This window comes from Nonomuraea sp. SYSU D8015 (assembly GCF_008065375.1).
Taxonomy (GTDB): Bacteria; Actinomycetota; Actinomycetes; order Streptosporangiales; family Streptosporangiaceae; genus Nonomuraea.
Genome location: NZ_VJYI01000024.1, coordinates 155,454 through 169,836 on the forward strand (window position 1 = coordinate 155,454; position 14,383 = coordinate 169,836).

Here is a 14,383-nt window from a genome sequence, read left to right on the forward strand (position 1 = left end):
CCTGGTGACCCTGATCTCACTCAAGCTGAGGAGGCGACGCAGGTGAAGACCCTCACGGTCATCGTCCCCGCCCACAACGAGGAGCACGGCCTCCCGGCGACCCTGCGCTCCATAGCCGCCCAATCCGTCCCGCCCGAGGAGGTGATCGTCGTCGACGACGGCTCGATCGACCGCACCGGCGAGGTGGCGGCCGCCTTCGGCGCGACGGTCCTGCGCCCACCCCGCAACCTGGGCAGCAAGGCCAAGGCGCAAAACTACGCGCTCCCCCACTGCCACGCCGACCTGGTCCTGGCCGTGGACGCCGACACCGTGCTCGCCCCCGACTACATCGAACGCGTCAAGCCCGCCTTCGACGACCCGGACGTGGGCGTGGCCGCGGGCAACGTGCAGACCCGGTTCGCCCGCACCCCGTGGGAACGCGGCAGATCGACGGAATACCTGTTCGGCTTCCACTGGCACCGCCCGATCCAGCAACTCGCCGACAGTCCCATGGTGTGCTCGGGCTGCTGCTCGGTGTTCAGGCGCACCACGCTCGCCGCCTTCGGCGGCTTCCCCGAGCGCACCATCGTCGAGGACATGGACTTCACCTGGAGCCAGCAACTGGAGGGCCGCAGGGCGGTTTACGTGGCCGACGCCACGGCCTGGGCCGCCGACCCGGAAACCCTCACCTACTTGCGCAGACAGGTGTGGCGCTGGATGGCGGGCTTCATGCAGAACGTCCGCCTCCACCTCCCCAGGCTGCTCACCCGCAAGCCGATGCTGGCCACGTGGATCGTGGTGGCCCTCCTGGAGATCCTCCTGGCTCCGCTGTGGTGGGCCACCCCGCTGATCCTCACGCTGGCCCTGCACGAGCCGGTGGCCACGACGATGGCCTGGTGGGCCGGCAGCGAGCTGCTCCTGACCGTCCCCGCCCTCCTCTACGCGGCCAGACGCCGCCGCCTTCCGCTGCACCAGGTCCTGTTCAATCTCCCCTTCGTCTACCTGAACAAGGCCGTCAACCTCTACTACGCCTGGAAGGCCATGGTGGTCGAGCTGATCATGGTCCCGCTGCGCCTGTCACACGGCCTCCTCGTGTACGAGAAGGGCCGCTGACCGTTCCGAGGGTGGCAGGGGGCCCGTTCGGCTACCGCCGATCATCACGGACTCGGACGCCCCCGGCATCGACGGCTCCCCCATCGTGCGCCGCGACCCGCCCTCTCCACACACCCGACGACCGAGTACGCGCCCCCAAACAGCGGATGAGGCCGGGACGATCAGGTCCTGCCTCGGTTAGGGGCAGCTCGGCGAGAGTCGACGCCAAGCGAGTGCTCGTGGCGGCGGAAACGGCATGTCGCGGTGGATCACACGCCCGGGGCGACCGGAACGGCCACGTCCCGGCGGATCACGCGGGTGGCGGCGGCGATCGAACGACTGGTGGTCGCACCACTCCTCCGGTGGCGGCCGACTGCCGCCTTCCGTACCAGCCGCGCGGTCTCGGCCCTGTAGCGGAGGGGGCAGGGCGAGGTGGTCATCACCACCTAACGCGAAAACCCCTCCGACCAGGAGGGGTTTTGCGAAAAGAACGGGTGGAGCTATGGGGATTCGAACCCCAGACCTCCTCCATGCCATGGAGGCGCGCTACCAACTGCGCTATAGCCCCTGGTCACCGCTACGAGTCCACCCGTTGCGGCGCTCCGAGAGCATATAGCCACCCAGCCCGATTCGCCTAATCGCGCCGCCCGTCCCGGGCCCTGGCCACCAGGACGACCAGCCCGTCGAGCTGGCGGCGCAGCCCGAACTCGAAGATCGAGTCCAGGTCCATGTCGAGTCCCGGCTGCGCCACCACCTTGGCGATCGTGGGGTAAGCGCCGGAGGCGAGCAGCTCGCCCAGCTCCGCCTCACGGGCCTGCATCCACTCGTCGTCGGTGATCCCCGTCTCCGTCCGGGCCTGCTGCTCTACCTCCAAGCTCACGGCCGTGCCGCGGACGAAGTTCATCAGCGACGTGGCGGCGTGCAGCATGGTGCCCGCGTCGAGGCCGAGCCCGTCCACGGCGCGCAGGAGGCGGTCGGTGTGGGCCATGCCGTTCGGGACGAACCGGGGCCTGGTCAGGGAGACGGCCTGGGCCAGCCAGGGGTGACGGCGGTGGATGCTCCACTGCTGGCGCAGCACCAGCTCGAGCTGGGCCCGCCAGCCGCGCGGGATCCGGTCGGGCGGCGGGTCCTCGCCGTAGACGGCGTCGGCCATCAGGTGCACGAGCTCGTCCTTGCCGGCCACGTGCCGGTACAGCGACATGGCGGAGGAGTCCAGCTCGGTGGCGATGCGCCGCATGGAGACGGCGGCCAGGCCCTCCCCGTCGGCGATCCTGACGGCGGCCCGGACGATGCGCTGCCTGGTGAGGTCCTGGCCGGGCGCGCGGGGCGGCCCTTCGCGCCCGGCCACCACGGTCCCGACGCCGCGTACGGCCCGCGTCAGCCCCTCCTCCCGGAGCCGGGCGAGCACCTTGCCGGCGGTCGCCATCGCGACGCCCCACTCCCGCATGATCTGCCGGGTGGAGGGCACCTTGTCACCCGCCGCGAGCTCCCCGGACGCGATGCGCCGCCGAAGCTCCTCGGCGATCCGAAGGTAGGGAGCATCGCCTCGGTTCACGCCGTCGCCTCCCCCGCAGGTGCCCTAGTGCACCAGCCGCCATCCAACCACATGAACGCCATCGGGCGCACTAGTGCAGCATGTCGCCTTATTGCCTGATGAATCGTCATCATCCTAGGGTCGGCGTACGGCGTAAAGTCCGCACTACCCCAAGGAGCCGCCATGCGCGACCTCGACGTCCTGATCTCGGGCGGCGGCATCGCCGGCCCCGCGCTCGCCCACTGGCTGACCCGCCACGGCTGCCGCGCCACGATCGTCGAACGGGCCCCGGCCCTCCGCCCCGGCGGCCAGGCCGTCGACTTCCGCGGCAGCGCTCAGCTGGAGGTCCTGGACCGCATGGGCGTCCGACCGGCCGTCGAGGACGCCCAGACCCACATGGGCGACATCACGATCGTCGACGCCGGAGGCAGGCGCCTGTCGAGCATCCCGTCGGCGTTGTTCAGCGGCGAGATCGAGATCCTCCGCGGCGCCCTGAGCCGCATCCTGCACGACGCGTCGTCCTCCGAGTACGTCTTCGACGACTCCATCACCTCGCTGACCGAGACCGCCGACGGCGTGCGCGTGACCTTCGACCGGTCCCCGCCCCGCACGTTCGACCTGGTCGTGGGCGCGGACGGCCTGCGCTCGAAAGTACGCGAGCTGGCCTTCCCGGCGACGGAGCTTCACCACCTGGGCCTGTACGGCGCGATCTTCTCGGTCCCCGGCACGTACGGCCTGGACCACGCGGGCCTGATGTACAGCGTCCCCGGCAGATGCGCCACGATCATGCGCACGGGCGGCGAGACGAGGGCGGCGCTGGACTTCGCCTCGCCCCCGCTGGCCTACGACCACCGCGACCGGCGACGGCAGCGCGAGCTGATCGCCTCCGCCTTCGAGGGTCTGGGCTGGGAGATCCCGTCCTTGCTGAGCTCGATGCGGACGGCGGAGGACTTCTATTTCGCCCCCGCCGCCCAGGTCGTGCTGCCGCGTTACTCCCGCGGCCGGGTGGCCCTGCTGGGCGACGCGGGCTACGCCCCCGGCCCGGGCGGGATGGGCACGGGCCTGGCTCTGATCGGCGCCTACGTGCTGGCCGGCGAGCTGGCGAGGGCGGCCGACCACCACACCGCCTTCGCCCGCTACGAGCAAACCCTCCGCCCCCACGTCGAGGCGTGCCAGAAGCAGGCGCGGGGAGCCGGCAAGTATCTGGTCCCCCAAAAGAGGACCCAGATCTGGCGACGCAACCAGACGATGCGCCTTCTGTCCCGTTTGCCGGGTAAGAGCCTGATCAACAGGCTCACCGCGCCGAAACCGATCGCGCTCGAGGACTACGCCGCGCCCTCAGATCATCGGGGATCGGCTCCGGCCCCTCGACGATCCGGCACCGCTGCACGCCCAGGTGCTCCACGCTGATCGTCACCGTGTCCCCGGGCGCGAGCGGCGCGTGCGCCTCGAACCCCAGCCACCCCCACAGCTCGGCCAGGCATCCGCCGCCGCACGTCCCGGACCCCAGCACGTCGCCAGGCCGGACATCGGTCCCACGGGAGTCCTCGGCGTCGTACGTGACGAATCGCATGACCTCACACCACCGTCGGGAAGGGGCCGCGGTTCCAGGCCACGGCATCGGTGAAGGCGGCCACGAGATCCACCTCGCCTCCTTCGGCGTCGGCGTAGGCCCGGTACAGGTTGAGCACCAGGCGCTCGGCGTCCGGCCAGTCCTTGAACTCGCTCAGGTCCGCGCGCCGGGCCGCGTCCAGCGGGCTGAGCCCGCGCTCGCGCCCGGAACGCGCGGTCTCCAGCACGAAGCGGTAGTAGCGCTCGTGCTCAGCCAGGATGCGCGGCAGCTCGCCCGCGCGGGCCAGCGGCCCGTGCCCCGGCACGACGTAGCCGGCTCCGAAGCCGACCAGCCAGTCCAGCGAGCGCAGCGCCCCCTCGACCGAGCCCATCAGCACCAGCGGCGTCAAACCGTGGAACAGCAGGTCGCCGGTGAACAGCACCCGCTCGTCCGGCAACCAGGCGACCACGTCCCCGGCCGTGTGCGCGCGATGTCCGGGATGGATCAGGTCGATCCGCCGCCCGCTGCTGTGGAGCGTCAGCTCGGAGCGGAACACCAGCGACGGCGGCCGCCGCGTCACCCCGCCCCAGTCGGGCACCGGCGACCAGAACGGCGGGCAGCCGTCGATGACGAAGTCGACCAGCACCTCCGCGCGCACGCTCTCGTGGCCGATGACCACGGCCTGCTCGGGCAGCAGGCAGTTGCCGTAGGTGTGGTCGCCGTGCTGGTGGGTGTTGACCGCGGCGCGCACCGGCGCGTCCCCTGTGGCCTCGGCGACAGCATCCAGGAACCGGCGGGTGCGCTCCTGGGTGGCGCACGTGTCGATGATGACGGTGCCGTCGTCGCCGGTCACCGCGCCGGCGTTGTTGACCCACCAGGTGCCGTCCGGCTGCACCCAGGCGCGCACCCCCGGAACGATCTCGTGCAGCGCCGCCGCCTCCAGCCTGGCGTTCCTTCGCGATTGTGGCATCGAGCATCCCCCTTGTCCGATGCGTCAGACTTCATCACGGAACGCGGACGGGGATCATCAGCCAGAAAGGTTACGATCCGCGCCGCAGCCGGGCCGCGCGCCGGAACGCCGCCACGCCCGGCCGATCATCCGACTCGCGTGTCGCGATCGCCGCCTGGCACGCGGGCCCCAGAGGCACGTGCCGCACGCCGGCGTGCTCGCCGCCTCGGCGTGCGGCCCGAGCCTGCCGGTGACCGCCACCGCCGTGGGGCTCGCGGCGGGCGAGCTCACGGTGCCCACCCGCGGCACCGACCTGGCCCGGTCGGACACGAGACCGTCCACGGTCCCGGCGTACTGGACGATGCCCCCACACTGATCGGCGCCCCGTCGTGCGGCGCGTCGTCACGGGCCACGTCGGCGAGCCCGTCCACCGCCGCCAGCACCCTGCGCGCCTCGGCGACCACCCGCTCCCCCGCCGGCGTCAACGCGACCCGCCGGCTCGTACGCTCGAACAAACGTTTGCCGACCTCGCGTTCGAGCCGCTGGATGTGCCGCCCGAACGGTTGCGGCGCGATGAAATGCCGCTGCGCGGCGCGACCGAAATGCAGCTCTTCCGCGAGCGTGACCGCATAACGCAATGACCGGATCTCCATCGGCGAACCTCTCCGACCCCGGATGTCTGTCGCCGATCTATTCGAACGAGATCGCCCGCCGTACGGCCCCCGAGCCGTACGGAATCGTTATGCCTCGGCGTCCGGCCGGTCGTCGCTGTTGACCGGCTCGGGCAGGGTGCCGGCGTTGTGCTCCAGCAGCCGCCAGCCCTTGCGCCCCTCCTGCAGGACGGACCAGGAGCAGTTGCCCAGGCCGCCGATCGCCGGCCACAGCTGCTCGGGCAGCCCCAGCAGCTCGCAGATGCCCAGCCGAAGCGCGGCGCCGTGCGAGGCCACCACCAGGAGCCCGCCGTCGTCCAGCCGGGCCGCCCACCGGCGCATGGCGGCCGCCACCCGGGCGGCGACGTCCGTGACCGGCTCGCCGTCCGGGGCCTCCCAGGCGGCGTATTCCTCGGGCCAGCGCGCGGCGATCTCCTCCCGCGTCAGCCCCTCCCACTGGCCGCCTCCGCGCTCGCGGAAGTCCTTGTCGACGGCCACGTCGAGCCCGACGACACGCCCGAGTGCGAGCGCGGTGTCGTTGGCCCGTTGCAGGTCGGAGGAGACGATGAGGGTGGGTCTGAGCGAGGCCAGCAGCGACGCGGCACGGGCGGCCTGCGCGATGCCCGTCTCGTCGAGCGGAATGTCGGAGTGTCCTTGGAAACGCTGCTCAACGTTCCACAGAGTCTGCCCGTGACGCAGACAAACGATCCTTTTACTCAAGTGCGCGCCCGCTGGAGGTTGGCCTGCATGACGCTCTCCGGCAGCGAGATGGCCGGGCAGTCCTTCCACAGGCGCTCGAGGGCGTAGAAGGTGCGGTCTTCCTCGTGCTGGACGTGCACGACGATGTCGATGTAGTCGAGCAGCACCCAGCGGCCCTCGCGCTCGCCCTCGCGGCGCACGGGCTTGGCGTCCGCCTCGGTGCGCAGGCGCTCCTCGATCTCGTCGACGATGGCGCGGACCTGACGGTCGTTGGTGGCGGAGCAGAGCAGGAAGGCGTCGGTGATGACGAGCTGCTCGCTCACGTCGTAGGCGAGGATGTCATCGGCCAGCTTGTCGGCCGCGGCCTCCGCGGCGATGCGCACGAGCTGGACGGATCTGTCGGATGCGGTCACGATGCGGGTCTGTCCTCCTGTGTCGGCAGCATGCCCATATGTTGAGGGTACCCTTCCGGGCCGAAACCCCTCACGAATGGCGCGGGCGGCCTTCACCCGTGCGCGCGATAGAGCCCTCGTTTGTTGATGTACTGAACGATTCCGTCTGGCACCAAATACCAAATCGGTTCACCCTTGGCCACCCGCTGGCGGCATTCCGACGACGAGATGGACAGCGCGGGAATTTCCAGCAACGTCACCCTGCCCTCGGGCAGGCCGGGGTCGTGCAGGTGGTGCCCGGGGCGCGTGCAGCCGACGAAATGGGCCAGCTCGAACAACTCCTCGGCGTTCTGCCAGCCGAGGATGGCCCCGAGCGCGTCGGCGCCGGTGATGAAGTAGAGCTCGACCTCAGGGCCGTAGATCTCCGCGATGTCGCGCAACGTGTCGATGGTGAAGGTCGGTCCCGGCCGATCCACGTCCACCCTGCTCACGGAGAACCGGGGGTTGGAAGCGGTCGCGATGACCGTCATCAGGTAGCGGTCCTCGGCCGCGGAGACCTCGCGCTCCGACTTCTGGTACGGCCGCCCGGTCGGCACGAAGACGACCTCGTCGAGCTGGAAATGGTGAGCCACCTCGCTGGCCGCGACCAAGTGCCCGTGGTGAATGGGATCGAACGTCCCACCCATCACACCCACTCGCCGGATCCCATGAACACCAGGCGCATTCATCATGAAACGGACCTTACGCGGACACTCTCCACAACATGATGGCACCCCCCTTGGTGATGACCGCGCATCACTTCCGTTGCGGACGTAGCATGCCGGGCATGACGACCACCCCGGACCGCAACCGCGTCCAACTGCCCGGCATCTCGTCCCGAGCCTACGAACACCCCGCAGACCGGTCCGCCCTGGTCGCTCTGCGTAAGTTGAGTGGGTTCGACACGGTTCTCAAGCAGATGTCCGGCCTCATCAGTGAGCGGCGGCTGCGCCTGATGTACCTGGCGTCGGCCGTGCGCGTGAGCGAGACCCAGTTCCGCTCCGTCTACGACATGGGCCGCGACGCCGCCTACACCCTCGACCTGCACCGGATCCCGGAGATCTACATCCAGCAGGATCCGGCGGTCCAGGCCAAGGCCATCGGCTTCGACGACCCGTTCATCGTCGTCACCACCGGTCTCCTCAACCTCATGAACGAGGAGGAGCAGCGCTTCGTCATCGGCCACGAGACCGCGCACATCCTCTCGGGGCACGCGGTCTACCGCACGATGCTCGACATCCTCACCCGCCTCGCCACCCGCGTCGCCTGGATCCCGCTCGGCTACATCGGCCTGCGGGCGATCGTCGCGGGCCTGGAGGAGTGGTACCGCAAGTCGGAGCTGTCCTCCGACCGCGGCGGCCTGCTCGTCGGCCAGGACCCCGAGGCGGCCAAGAGGGCGCTGATGAAGCTCGCCGGCGGCGACTACACCCACGAGATGAACATCGAGGCATTCCTGGAGCAGTACCAGGAATACGACACCGCGGGCGACCTTCGCGACGGCTTCCTCAAGGTGCTCAACCTGCTCGGCACCACGCACCCGTTCGCCGTGGTGCGCGTGGCCGAGCTGGACAAGTGGCAGCGCAGCGGCGAGTACGACAGAATTATCGGTGGGGACTACCCACGCCGGGAGGACGACCCCAACGCACGAGTGACCGACGAGATCAAGGCGGCGGCCGAGTCCTACCGCGCGTCCTGGTCGCAGTCGCAGGACCCGTTCATCGGCGTCCTGCGCGACGTGGCCGAGGGCGCCGTGAGCGCGGGCGAGCGCATCTTCAACCGCTTCTCGCGCCGCGACGGCGGTCAGGGCTAGCCTGCTCGCCGCACGCGGCCGATCGACGTGATCGGCCGCGTCCGACCCGCCGCCCCGGGCCCACAGTCCGCATGATCGACCCCGTGTCGCCCTTCGGGTCCTTGGTGACCAATCGTGCGGAGGCGATCATGCGGGACAGGGCCCGGGCGCGGCGGGGCCGGATGCCACATCAGTGGAGCCCACCGGTCAGAGCGGGATGACGATCACGCCCTCCCGTCACAGCAGGAGGACGGTCACGCCCTCCCGGCGTCAGAGCAGGAGGGCGATCGCGCGCACGGCGGCCGCGCACAGGGCGACGAACCCGCCGAGCACGGCCAGCGCCCGCAGCCCTTCCCTGCGCAGCTCCGGCAGCCGGCCACCGATCCGCTCGATCTCGCGCCCGGTGATGCCGCCGCACAACATCCCGAACACCACGCCCGCCACCGTCACGGGCGCGGGCTGTTGCCACCAATCACTGTCTATCTCACCGCCGCCGGTCACCCAGAGCGCGCCACCCGACGCCACCGCGACGGGCACGCCTGGCCACACCACGGCGGTCGCCGCCGCGCCCGTCAGCGCGATCGGGAACAGCAGCACGCGCAGCGTCACCCGGGTACGCCGCGAGCTGCGGTTCCTGACCATCCAGTGACCCATCCACAGCGTCCTGGTCAGCACCACGAACAGCGTCGTGATCGCGATCGAGGCGATCGGCCAGATCACCGAGGTCACCACGCACGGCACGGCCAGCACCGCGAGCAGCAGCAGGGCGCCGTTGCCCGCAGGCAGCGTGGTGGGGGAGTCGGCGCTCCGCTTGCTCTGCGGCCTGCTCCTGACGGCCGCCGCCGCGCGCTGGCGCGGGGTGCCCAGCTTGGCGCGCGGCCCGGTGTTCTTCCCGTCGACGCTCGTACGGCCCCGCGGCGCGGGCACCTTGCCGTCCGCGCCGGTACGGCTCCGCGCCACGGCCGGACCGTCCATCCGGCTGCGCGCCACAGCTCCGTCCGAGCCGGTCCGGCCGCGCGCCGCGGTGCCGTCCCCAGCCGTCCGGCCGCGCGCCGCCGTCCCGTCCCCAGCCGTGCGGCCGCGTGCCGCCGTCCCTTCGGCGCCCGCACGGCCGCGCGTCGCGGCGCCCTTGCCGTCCGTGCCGGTGGTGCGGTTGGTGCTCGTGCGGCCCCGGGGCGGGGGCACCTTGCCGTCCGCGCCCAGGCTGTTGGGCCGGCCGCGCGCCGACCTCGCCGCCGCGTCCTCGGCGGTGCGGCTCCGCGCGGGCCCTCCCTTGCCAGCCTCCTCCGCCACGTCGGCCGCGGCGCGCGCGCCGACCGCCGGCGGCTCGGGCTCCGGCGCGCTGGTGGCCCTGGCCAGCCGCGACAGCCGGTCGGCCAGCAGCGCCGCCGTGGGCCGCTTGCCGGGCTCCCGGTTGAGCGCGGCGCGCACCAGCGGCAGCAGCTCGACGGGCACGCCCTTGAGGTCGGCCTGCCCGTTCAGCACCGCGTACATCTGCGCCTCGGCCGTCCCCCGCCCGAACGTCGGCCGCCCCGTCGCCGCGAACGCCACCGTCGCCGCCCACGCGTGCACGTCGGCGGGCGAGTCGACCTGCTCGTCGGCGAAGATCTCCGGCGCCGTGTAGCCGGGCGTGCCGAGGAACGTGCCGGTCATGGTCAGCCGGGTCGCGTCCAGCACCTGCGCGATCCCGAAGTCGATCAGAACCGGGCCCTCGGCGCCCATGATGATGTTGCCGGGTTTGAGGTCACGGTGCACCACCCCGGCCGCGTGGATGATCGCGAGCGCCGCGGCGATGCCCTGCGCCAGCTCCACGAGCTCGGAGACGTCGAGAGGGCCGTTCTGGCGCACCCGCTCCAGCAGCGTGGCGCCCTCGATGTGCTCCATGACGAGGTACGGCCGCGCGCAGCTCAGATCCGCGTCGAGCACCTTGGCGACGTACGGGCTCTCGACCCTGCGCAGCGCGCGGACCTCGCGCTCCAGCCGGACCCGCGAGGTCTCGTCCTCCGCCAGGTCGTGCAGGACCTTGAGAGCGACGCGCTCGCCGCGGCGGGTGGTGGCGAGATAGACCTCGCCCATGCCGCCTCGGCCGAGCCGCTCGACCAGGGTGTACGGCCCGACCTTGCCGAGCTTGCTCACCGTCCCTCCCCGCCGGGCGCGCCCATAAGGGACACAACCCTAGCGCCGGTACGCGAGTCGCCGCTCGAGGCACGCCGAAGGATTTCGAAGCGCTCCCCGCCGTGGCCGATGCGCTTCAAGCCGTATCCCTCAGTCCACGCCTCCGCCCTGCACGGCACCCCGGCACCGGGTCCGCCGGGCCTTCATGATCGGCGTGTGGGCTCGGACAGCATGCTGTCGAGCCGGGCCGTGGGCTCCTCCGACAGCCGCCTGCGGCCCTTCCTGCGCCAGCGGACGTGGCCGCGGCTCTCCAGCCACAGCATCAGCCGGTCGGCGCCGAGCAGCACCGCAGCCGAGAACATGAGGGCGACGACAATGTCCATGTCCCCCAGTCAAGCCGCGATGCGCGGCGCCGGTCAGCCCGACACGCCGGTCAGCAGGGCAGCACCGTACCTTCTGACGTGCGCAGATGCCCCTCACCGGTATAGATCCACTTGGTGGACGTCAACTCCGGCAGCCCCATCGGGCCGCGTGCGTGCAGCTTCTGCGTGGAGATGCCGATCTCCGCCCCGAACCCGAACTCGCCGCCGTCGGTGAACCTCGTCGAGGCGTTGACCGCCACGGCCGCCGAGTCGACCAGCGCCACGAACCGGCGGGCGGCCTTCTGCGACCTGGTGACGATGGCGTCGGTGTGGGCGGAGCCGTAGCGCCGGATGTGGGCGACGGCCTCCTCCAGCGAGCCGACGACCGCGGCGGCGATGTCGAGCGAGAGGTATTCGGCGTAGAAGTCGTCCTCGGTGGCGGGCACGACGCCGGAGCCGTAGCCGGCGATGCGCTCGTCGCCGTGCACGGTCACGCCCGCCTCGGCCAGCGCCTGCAGCGCCTTCGGCACGAACGCGTCGGCGACGGCCTCGTGGACGAGGAACGTCTCGGCCGCGTTGCACACCGACGGCCGCTGCGCCTTGGCGTTGACCAGGATCTGCACGGCGAGGTCCACGTCGGCCTCGGCGTCGACGTAGACGTGGCAGTTGCCGACGCCGGTCTCGATGACCGGCACCGTGGACTCCTCGACCACCGAGTTGATCAGTGACGCGCCGCCGCGCGGGATCAGCACGTCGACCAGCCCGCGCGCCCGCATCAGCTCCTTGACCGAGTCGCGGGTCTGCCCGGGCACGAGCTGGACGGCTCCTGCGGGCACCTCGGTGCCCTCCAGCGCGGCCTGCATGATCTTCACCAGGGCGGTGTTGGAGGAGTAGGCGCTGGAGGAGCCCCTGAGCAGCACGGCGTTGCCGCTCTTGAGGCAGAGCGCGGCGGCGTCGACCGTGACGTTGGGGCGGCCCTCGTAGATGATGCCGATCACGCCCAGCGGCACCCTGAGCTGGCGCAGCTCCAGCCCGTTGGGCAGCGTGGCGCCCCGGACGACCTCGCCGACCGGGTCGGGCAGATCGGCCACCTCGCGCACGGCGTCGGCGATCTTGGCGACCCTGGCCTCGTCGAGCCGCAGCCGGTCGATCATCGCCTCGGAGGTGCCCTGCGCCCCGGCCTGCTCGACGTCCTTGGCGTTGGCCTCGACGATCTCGGCGGCGTGCGCGACGAGGGCGCCGGCGATCGCGCGCAGCGCCCGGTCCTTCGGCGCCCGCGGCAGCGGGGCCAGCTCGGCGGCGGCCTCTCGTGCCGCGTGGGCGACCTTCAGGAACTCTGTACTCATGGCTTGCTCCGCTTCGCTGCTCCGGGCTGCTCCAGCCCGCTCTTCCCTCGCCACCCCGCCGCCCGGTGCAAAGCCTGCCGGGCCGTCAAGAGTGGGCTTCCAGTATGACGATGTCGTCGCGGTGGATGAGTTCGCGTTCATATTCCGGACCGAGCGCGCTCGCCAGCTCTCTCGTGGAGCGTCCGAGCAGGCCGGGGATCTCACCGGCGTCGAAGTTGACCAGCCCGCGGGCCACCACGCGGCCCTGCGGCGCGCACAGGTCCACCGGGTCGCCGGCCGCGAAGTCACCCTCCACGGACGTCACCCCGGCCGGCAGCAGCGACTTGCGCCGCGTCACGATGGCCTCCACCGCGCCCTCGTCGAGGTGGAGCCGGCCGCGCCCGGTGGTGGCGTGCGCGAGCCACAGCAGGCGCGTGCCGGGATGGCGGCCGCCGGGGTGGAAGTAGGTGCCGACGTCGGCGCCGCTCAGCGCCTGGGCCGCGTGAGCGGCCGCGGTGAGCACCACGGGGACGCCCGCCCCGGTGGCGATCCTGGCCGCCTGCACCTTGGTCACCATGCCGCCGGTGCCGACGGCCGCGCCGCTCCTGCCCAGCTCGACGCCGACCAGGTCTTCGGGCCCGCGGATCTCCGCCAGGCGGCGGGCGCCGCCACGGCTGGGCGGGCCGTCGTAGAGCGCGTCCACGTCCGACAGCAGCACCAGCGCGTCGGCCCTGATCAGATGGGACACCAGCGCCGCCAGCCGGTCGTTGTCGCCGAAGCGGATCTCGTCGGTGGCCACCGTGTCGTTCTCGTTGACGATGGGGACGATGCCCAGCTCCAGCAGCCGGGTCAGGGTGCGCTGCGCGTTGACGTGGTGGGCACGGCGCATCATGTCGTCGGCGGTCAGCAGGACCTGGCCGACGCGCAGCCCGTAGCGGGCGAAGGAGGAGGTGTAGCGGGCCACCAGGACGCCTTGTCCGACGGACGCGGCCGCCTGCTGGGTGGCGAGGTCGCGCGGTCGCGCGGTCAGCCCGAGCGGGCCGAGACCCGCCGCGATCGCCCCGGAGGAGACCAGGACGACCTGCGTCCCGGCACGGCGCCGCGCCGCCAGCACGTCCACCAGGGCGTCCACACGATCGACGTCGATCGTTCCCTGGGGAGTGGTGAGCGACGAGGAGCCGACCTTGACAACAATCTGCGACGCCGAGCTGATCCGTTCCCGCCCGTCTCGAAGCGTCCCTGATTGGCTTAGTGATCCCGCATCTCGCACAGGACCAGGGTACGACCATATGCCGTGCAGCCCGCCTTCGTGCCCTGGTACCGATGACCGGAGCCATAGACCCGCGTGACACGTCCCTCCGGATGCCGACCGGGGAGGGCGCCCGACGTCGCCTGGACACCGGGCGTGCATGTGACACTGTGCCACCGGATCACTACGACCGGCTAAGCCGAGCAGCTCGTGTCCCAGGAGGAGAAGGCTACGGGAGGACGGATCGACGGCGTGGTCGCCGCGGCCGGGGCCGGCCTGCCGTCGCCGCCCACCGTGCGGCTCGACTTCTTCGGCACCCTGGCGACCCTGGAGGCCCTGCGCCCGCTCCTGGCCGAGTCCGACCGGCCCCGGGCCGTCGCGGTGTCCTCGCTGAGCGCGGTCCCTCAACCAGTGGCTCCGCCACGCCGCCGCCGGCCCCGGCCGGGCCGGCATCCCCCTGAACGCGGTGGCGCCGGGCGTGGTCGACACGGAGACGGCCAGGAAGGACGATCCTCGACGATCCGGCCACCCGCGAGGTCGCGGCTCCCTGATGCCACAGCCCCTGGGCTTCCCCGGGCCGGTCGCGGCGGTCGCGTCGCTGCCGACGTGGACGGTGAGCCCGGACAATTCCTTCACAACCTGCCGGATCCTGTACGC

Annotated in this window: 14 protein-coding genes and 1 tRNA gene; 3 read left to right on the forward strand and 12 right to left on the reverse strand. The window is 71.6% G+C overall.

Annotation, left to right across the window (positions count from 1 at the left end):
- Positions 1–42 precede the first annotated feature (42 nt).
- Positions 43–1,092, forward strand: a complete 1,050-nt coding sequence (locus ID574_RS48640) for a glycosyltransferase family 2 protein (protein WP_188195871.1) — start codon at positions 43–45, stop codon at positions 1,090–1,092.
- Positions 1,093–1,566: 474 nt separating this feature from the next.
- Here ID574_RS48640 and ID574_RS48645 read toward each other — a convergent pair.
- Together ID574_RS48645 and ID574_RS48650 are read right to left on the reverse strand one after the other, a co-directional pair.
- Positions 1,567–1,639, reverse strand: a tRNA-Ala gene (locus ID574_RS48645).
- A gap of 66 nt (positions 1,640–1,705) precedes the next feature.
- A complete protein-coding gene (locus ID574_RS48650) occupies positions 1,706–2,626 on the reverse strand; it encodes a TetR/AcrR family transcriptional regulator C-terminal domain-containing protein (protein ID WP_188195872.1) in 921 nt (306 codons plus the stop codon).
- Between the two features lie 162 nt (positions 2,627–2,788).
- On the opposite strand from ID574_RS48650, the gene ID574_RS48655 reads away from it, so the two are divergent.
- Positions 2,789–4,015 (forward strand): FAD-dependent monooxygenase, encoded by a 1,227-nt coding sequence (locus ID574_RS48655; RefSeq protein ID WP_188195873.1) that lies wholly within the window; start codon positions 2,789–2,791, stop codon positions 4,013–4,015.
- Here ID574_RS48655 and ID574_RS48660 read toward each other — a convergent pair.
- The 6 genes from ID574_RS48660 to nadD form a co-directional block, all read right to left on the reverse strand.
- Entirely contained in the window at positions 3,900–4,226 is a 327-nt protein-coding gene (locus ID574_RS48660; RefSeq protein WP_188195874.1) for a fumarylacetoacetate hydrolase family protein, read from the reverse strand. The two genes, ID574_RS48655 and ID574_RS48660, sit on opposite strands and share 116 nt — an antisense overlap.
- Positions 4,183–5,127, reverse strand: a complete 945-nt coding sequence (locus ID574_RS48665; protein ID WP_188195875.1) for an MBL fold metallo-hydrolase — start codon at positions 5,125–5,127, stop codon at positions 4,183–4,185. The genes ID574_RS48660 and ID574_RS48665 overlap by 44 nt, the downstream gene beginning before the upstream one ends.
- 266 nt (positions 5,128–5,393) lie before the next feature.
- Positions 5,394–5,759, reverse strand: coding sequence for a LysR family transcriptional regulator (locus ID574_RS60915; RefSeq protein ID WP_223167850.1), 366 nt, complete (start codon positions 5,757–5,759; stop codon positions 5,394–5,396).
- Positions 5,760–5,846: 87 nt separating this feature from the next.
- Complete coding sequence (locus ID574_RS48675) at positions 5,847–6,476, reverse strand: histidine phosphatase family protein (RefSeq protein ID WP_188195876.1); 630 nt, start codon at positions 6,474–6,476, stop codon at positions 5,847–5,849.
- Positions 6,473–6,868, reverse strand: coding sequence for a ribosome silencing factor (gene rsfS, locus ID574_RS48680; protein WP_127935454.1), 396 nt, complete (start codon positions 6,866–6,868; stop codon positions 6,473–6,475). Before rsfS ends, ID574_RS48675 begins: the two co-directional genes overlap by 4 nt.
- A gap of 92 nt (positions 6,869–6,960) precedes the next feature.
- Entirely contained in the window at positions 6,961–7,578 is a 618-nt protein-coding gene (nadD, locus tag ID574_RS48685; RefSeq protein ID WP_188195877.1) for a nicotinate-nucleotide adenylyltransferase, read from the reverse strand.
- Positions 7,579–7,664: 86 nt separating this feature from the next.
- Here nadD and ID574_RS48690 point away from each other — a divergent pair, with 86 nt between their 5' ends.
- Positions 7,665–8,696 (forward strand): M48 family metallopeptidase, encoded by a 1,032-nt coding sequence (locus ID574_RS48690; protein WP_442939422.1) that lies wholly within the window; start codon positions 7,665–7,667, stop codon positions 8,694–8,696.
- 249 nt (positions 8,697–8,945) lie between these two features.
- On the opposite strand, the gene ID574_RS48695 is transcribed toward ID574_RS48690, so the two are convergent.
- The 4 genes from ID574_RS48695 to proB form a co-directional block, all read right to left on the reverse strand.
- On the reverse strand, positions 8,946–10,811 hold the full coding sequence (locus ID574_RS48695) for a serine/threonine-protein kinase (protein WP_188195879.1): 1,866 nt from the start codon (positions 10,809–10,811) through the stop codon (positions 8,946–8,948).
- Between the two features lie 182 nt (positions 10,812–10,993).
- Positions 10,994–11,173 carry a hypothetical protein gene (locus ID574_RS48700; protein WP_188195880.1) on the reverse strand — a complete coding sequence of 60 codons (180 nt, stop codon included), beginning with the start codon at positions 11,171–11,173 and terminating at the stop codon, positions 10,994–10,996.
- Between the two features lie 50 nt (positions 11,174–11,223).
- The gene (locus tag ID574_RS48705; RefSeq protein WP_262496148.1) at positions 11,224–12,552 is read right to left on the reverse strand and encodes a glutamate-5-semialdehyde dehydrogenase; all 1,329 of its coding nucleotides are present in this window, start codon (positions 12,550–12,552) and stop codon (positions 11,224–11,226) included.
- 31 nt (positions 12,553–12,583) lie between these two features.
- Positions 12,584–13,747 (reverse strand): glutamate 5-kinase, encoded by a 1,164-nt coding sequence (gene proB, locus ID574_RS48710; protein ID WP_223167851.1) that lies wholly within the window; start codon positions 13,745–13,747, stop codon positions 12,584–12,586.
- Positions 13,748–14,383: the final 636 nt, after the last annotated feature.

Coding starts and splice junctions, on each gene's coding strand:
- ID574_RS48655 (WP_188195873.1), top strand. CDS start 2,789: ATGCGCGACCTCGACGTCCTGATCTCGGGCGGCGGCATCGCCGGCCCC.
- ID574_RS48660 (WP_188195874.1), bottom strand. CDS start 4,226: ATGCCGTGGCCTGGAACCGCGGCCCCTTCCCGACGGTGGTGTGAGGTC.
- ID574_RS48665 (WP_188195875.1), bottom strand. CDS start 5,127: ATGCCACAATCGCGAAGGAACGCCAGGCTGGAGGCGGCGGCGCTGCAC.
- ID574_RS60915 (WP_223167850.1), bottom strand. CDS start 5,759: ATGGAGATCCGGTCATTGCGTTATGCGGTCACGCTCGCGGAAGAGCTG.
- nadD (WP_188195877.1), bottom strand. CDS start 7,578: ATGATGAATGCGCCTGGTGTTCATGGGATCCGGCGAGTGGGTGTGATG.
- ID574_RS48690 (WP_442939422.1), top strand. CDS start 7,665: ATGCCGGGCATGACGACCACCCCGGACCGCAACCGCGTCCAACTGCCC.
- ID574_RS48700 (WP_188195880.1), bottom strand. CDS start 11,173: ATGGACATTGTCGTCGCCCTCATGTTCTCGGCTGCGGTGCTGCTCGGC.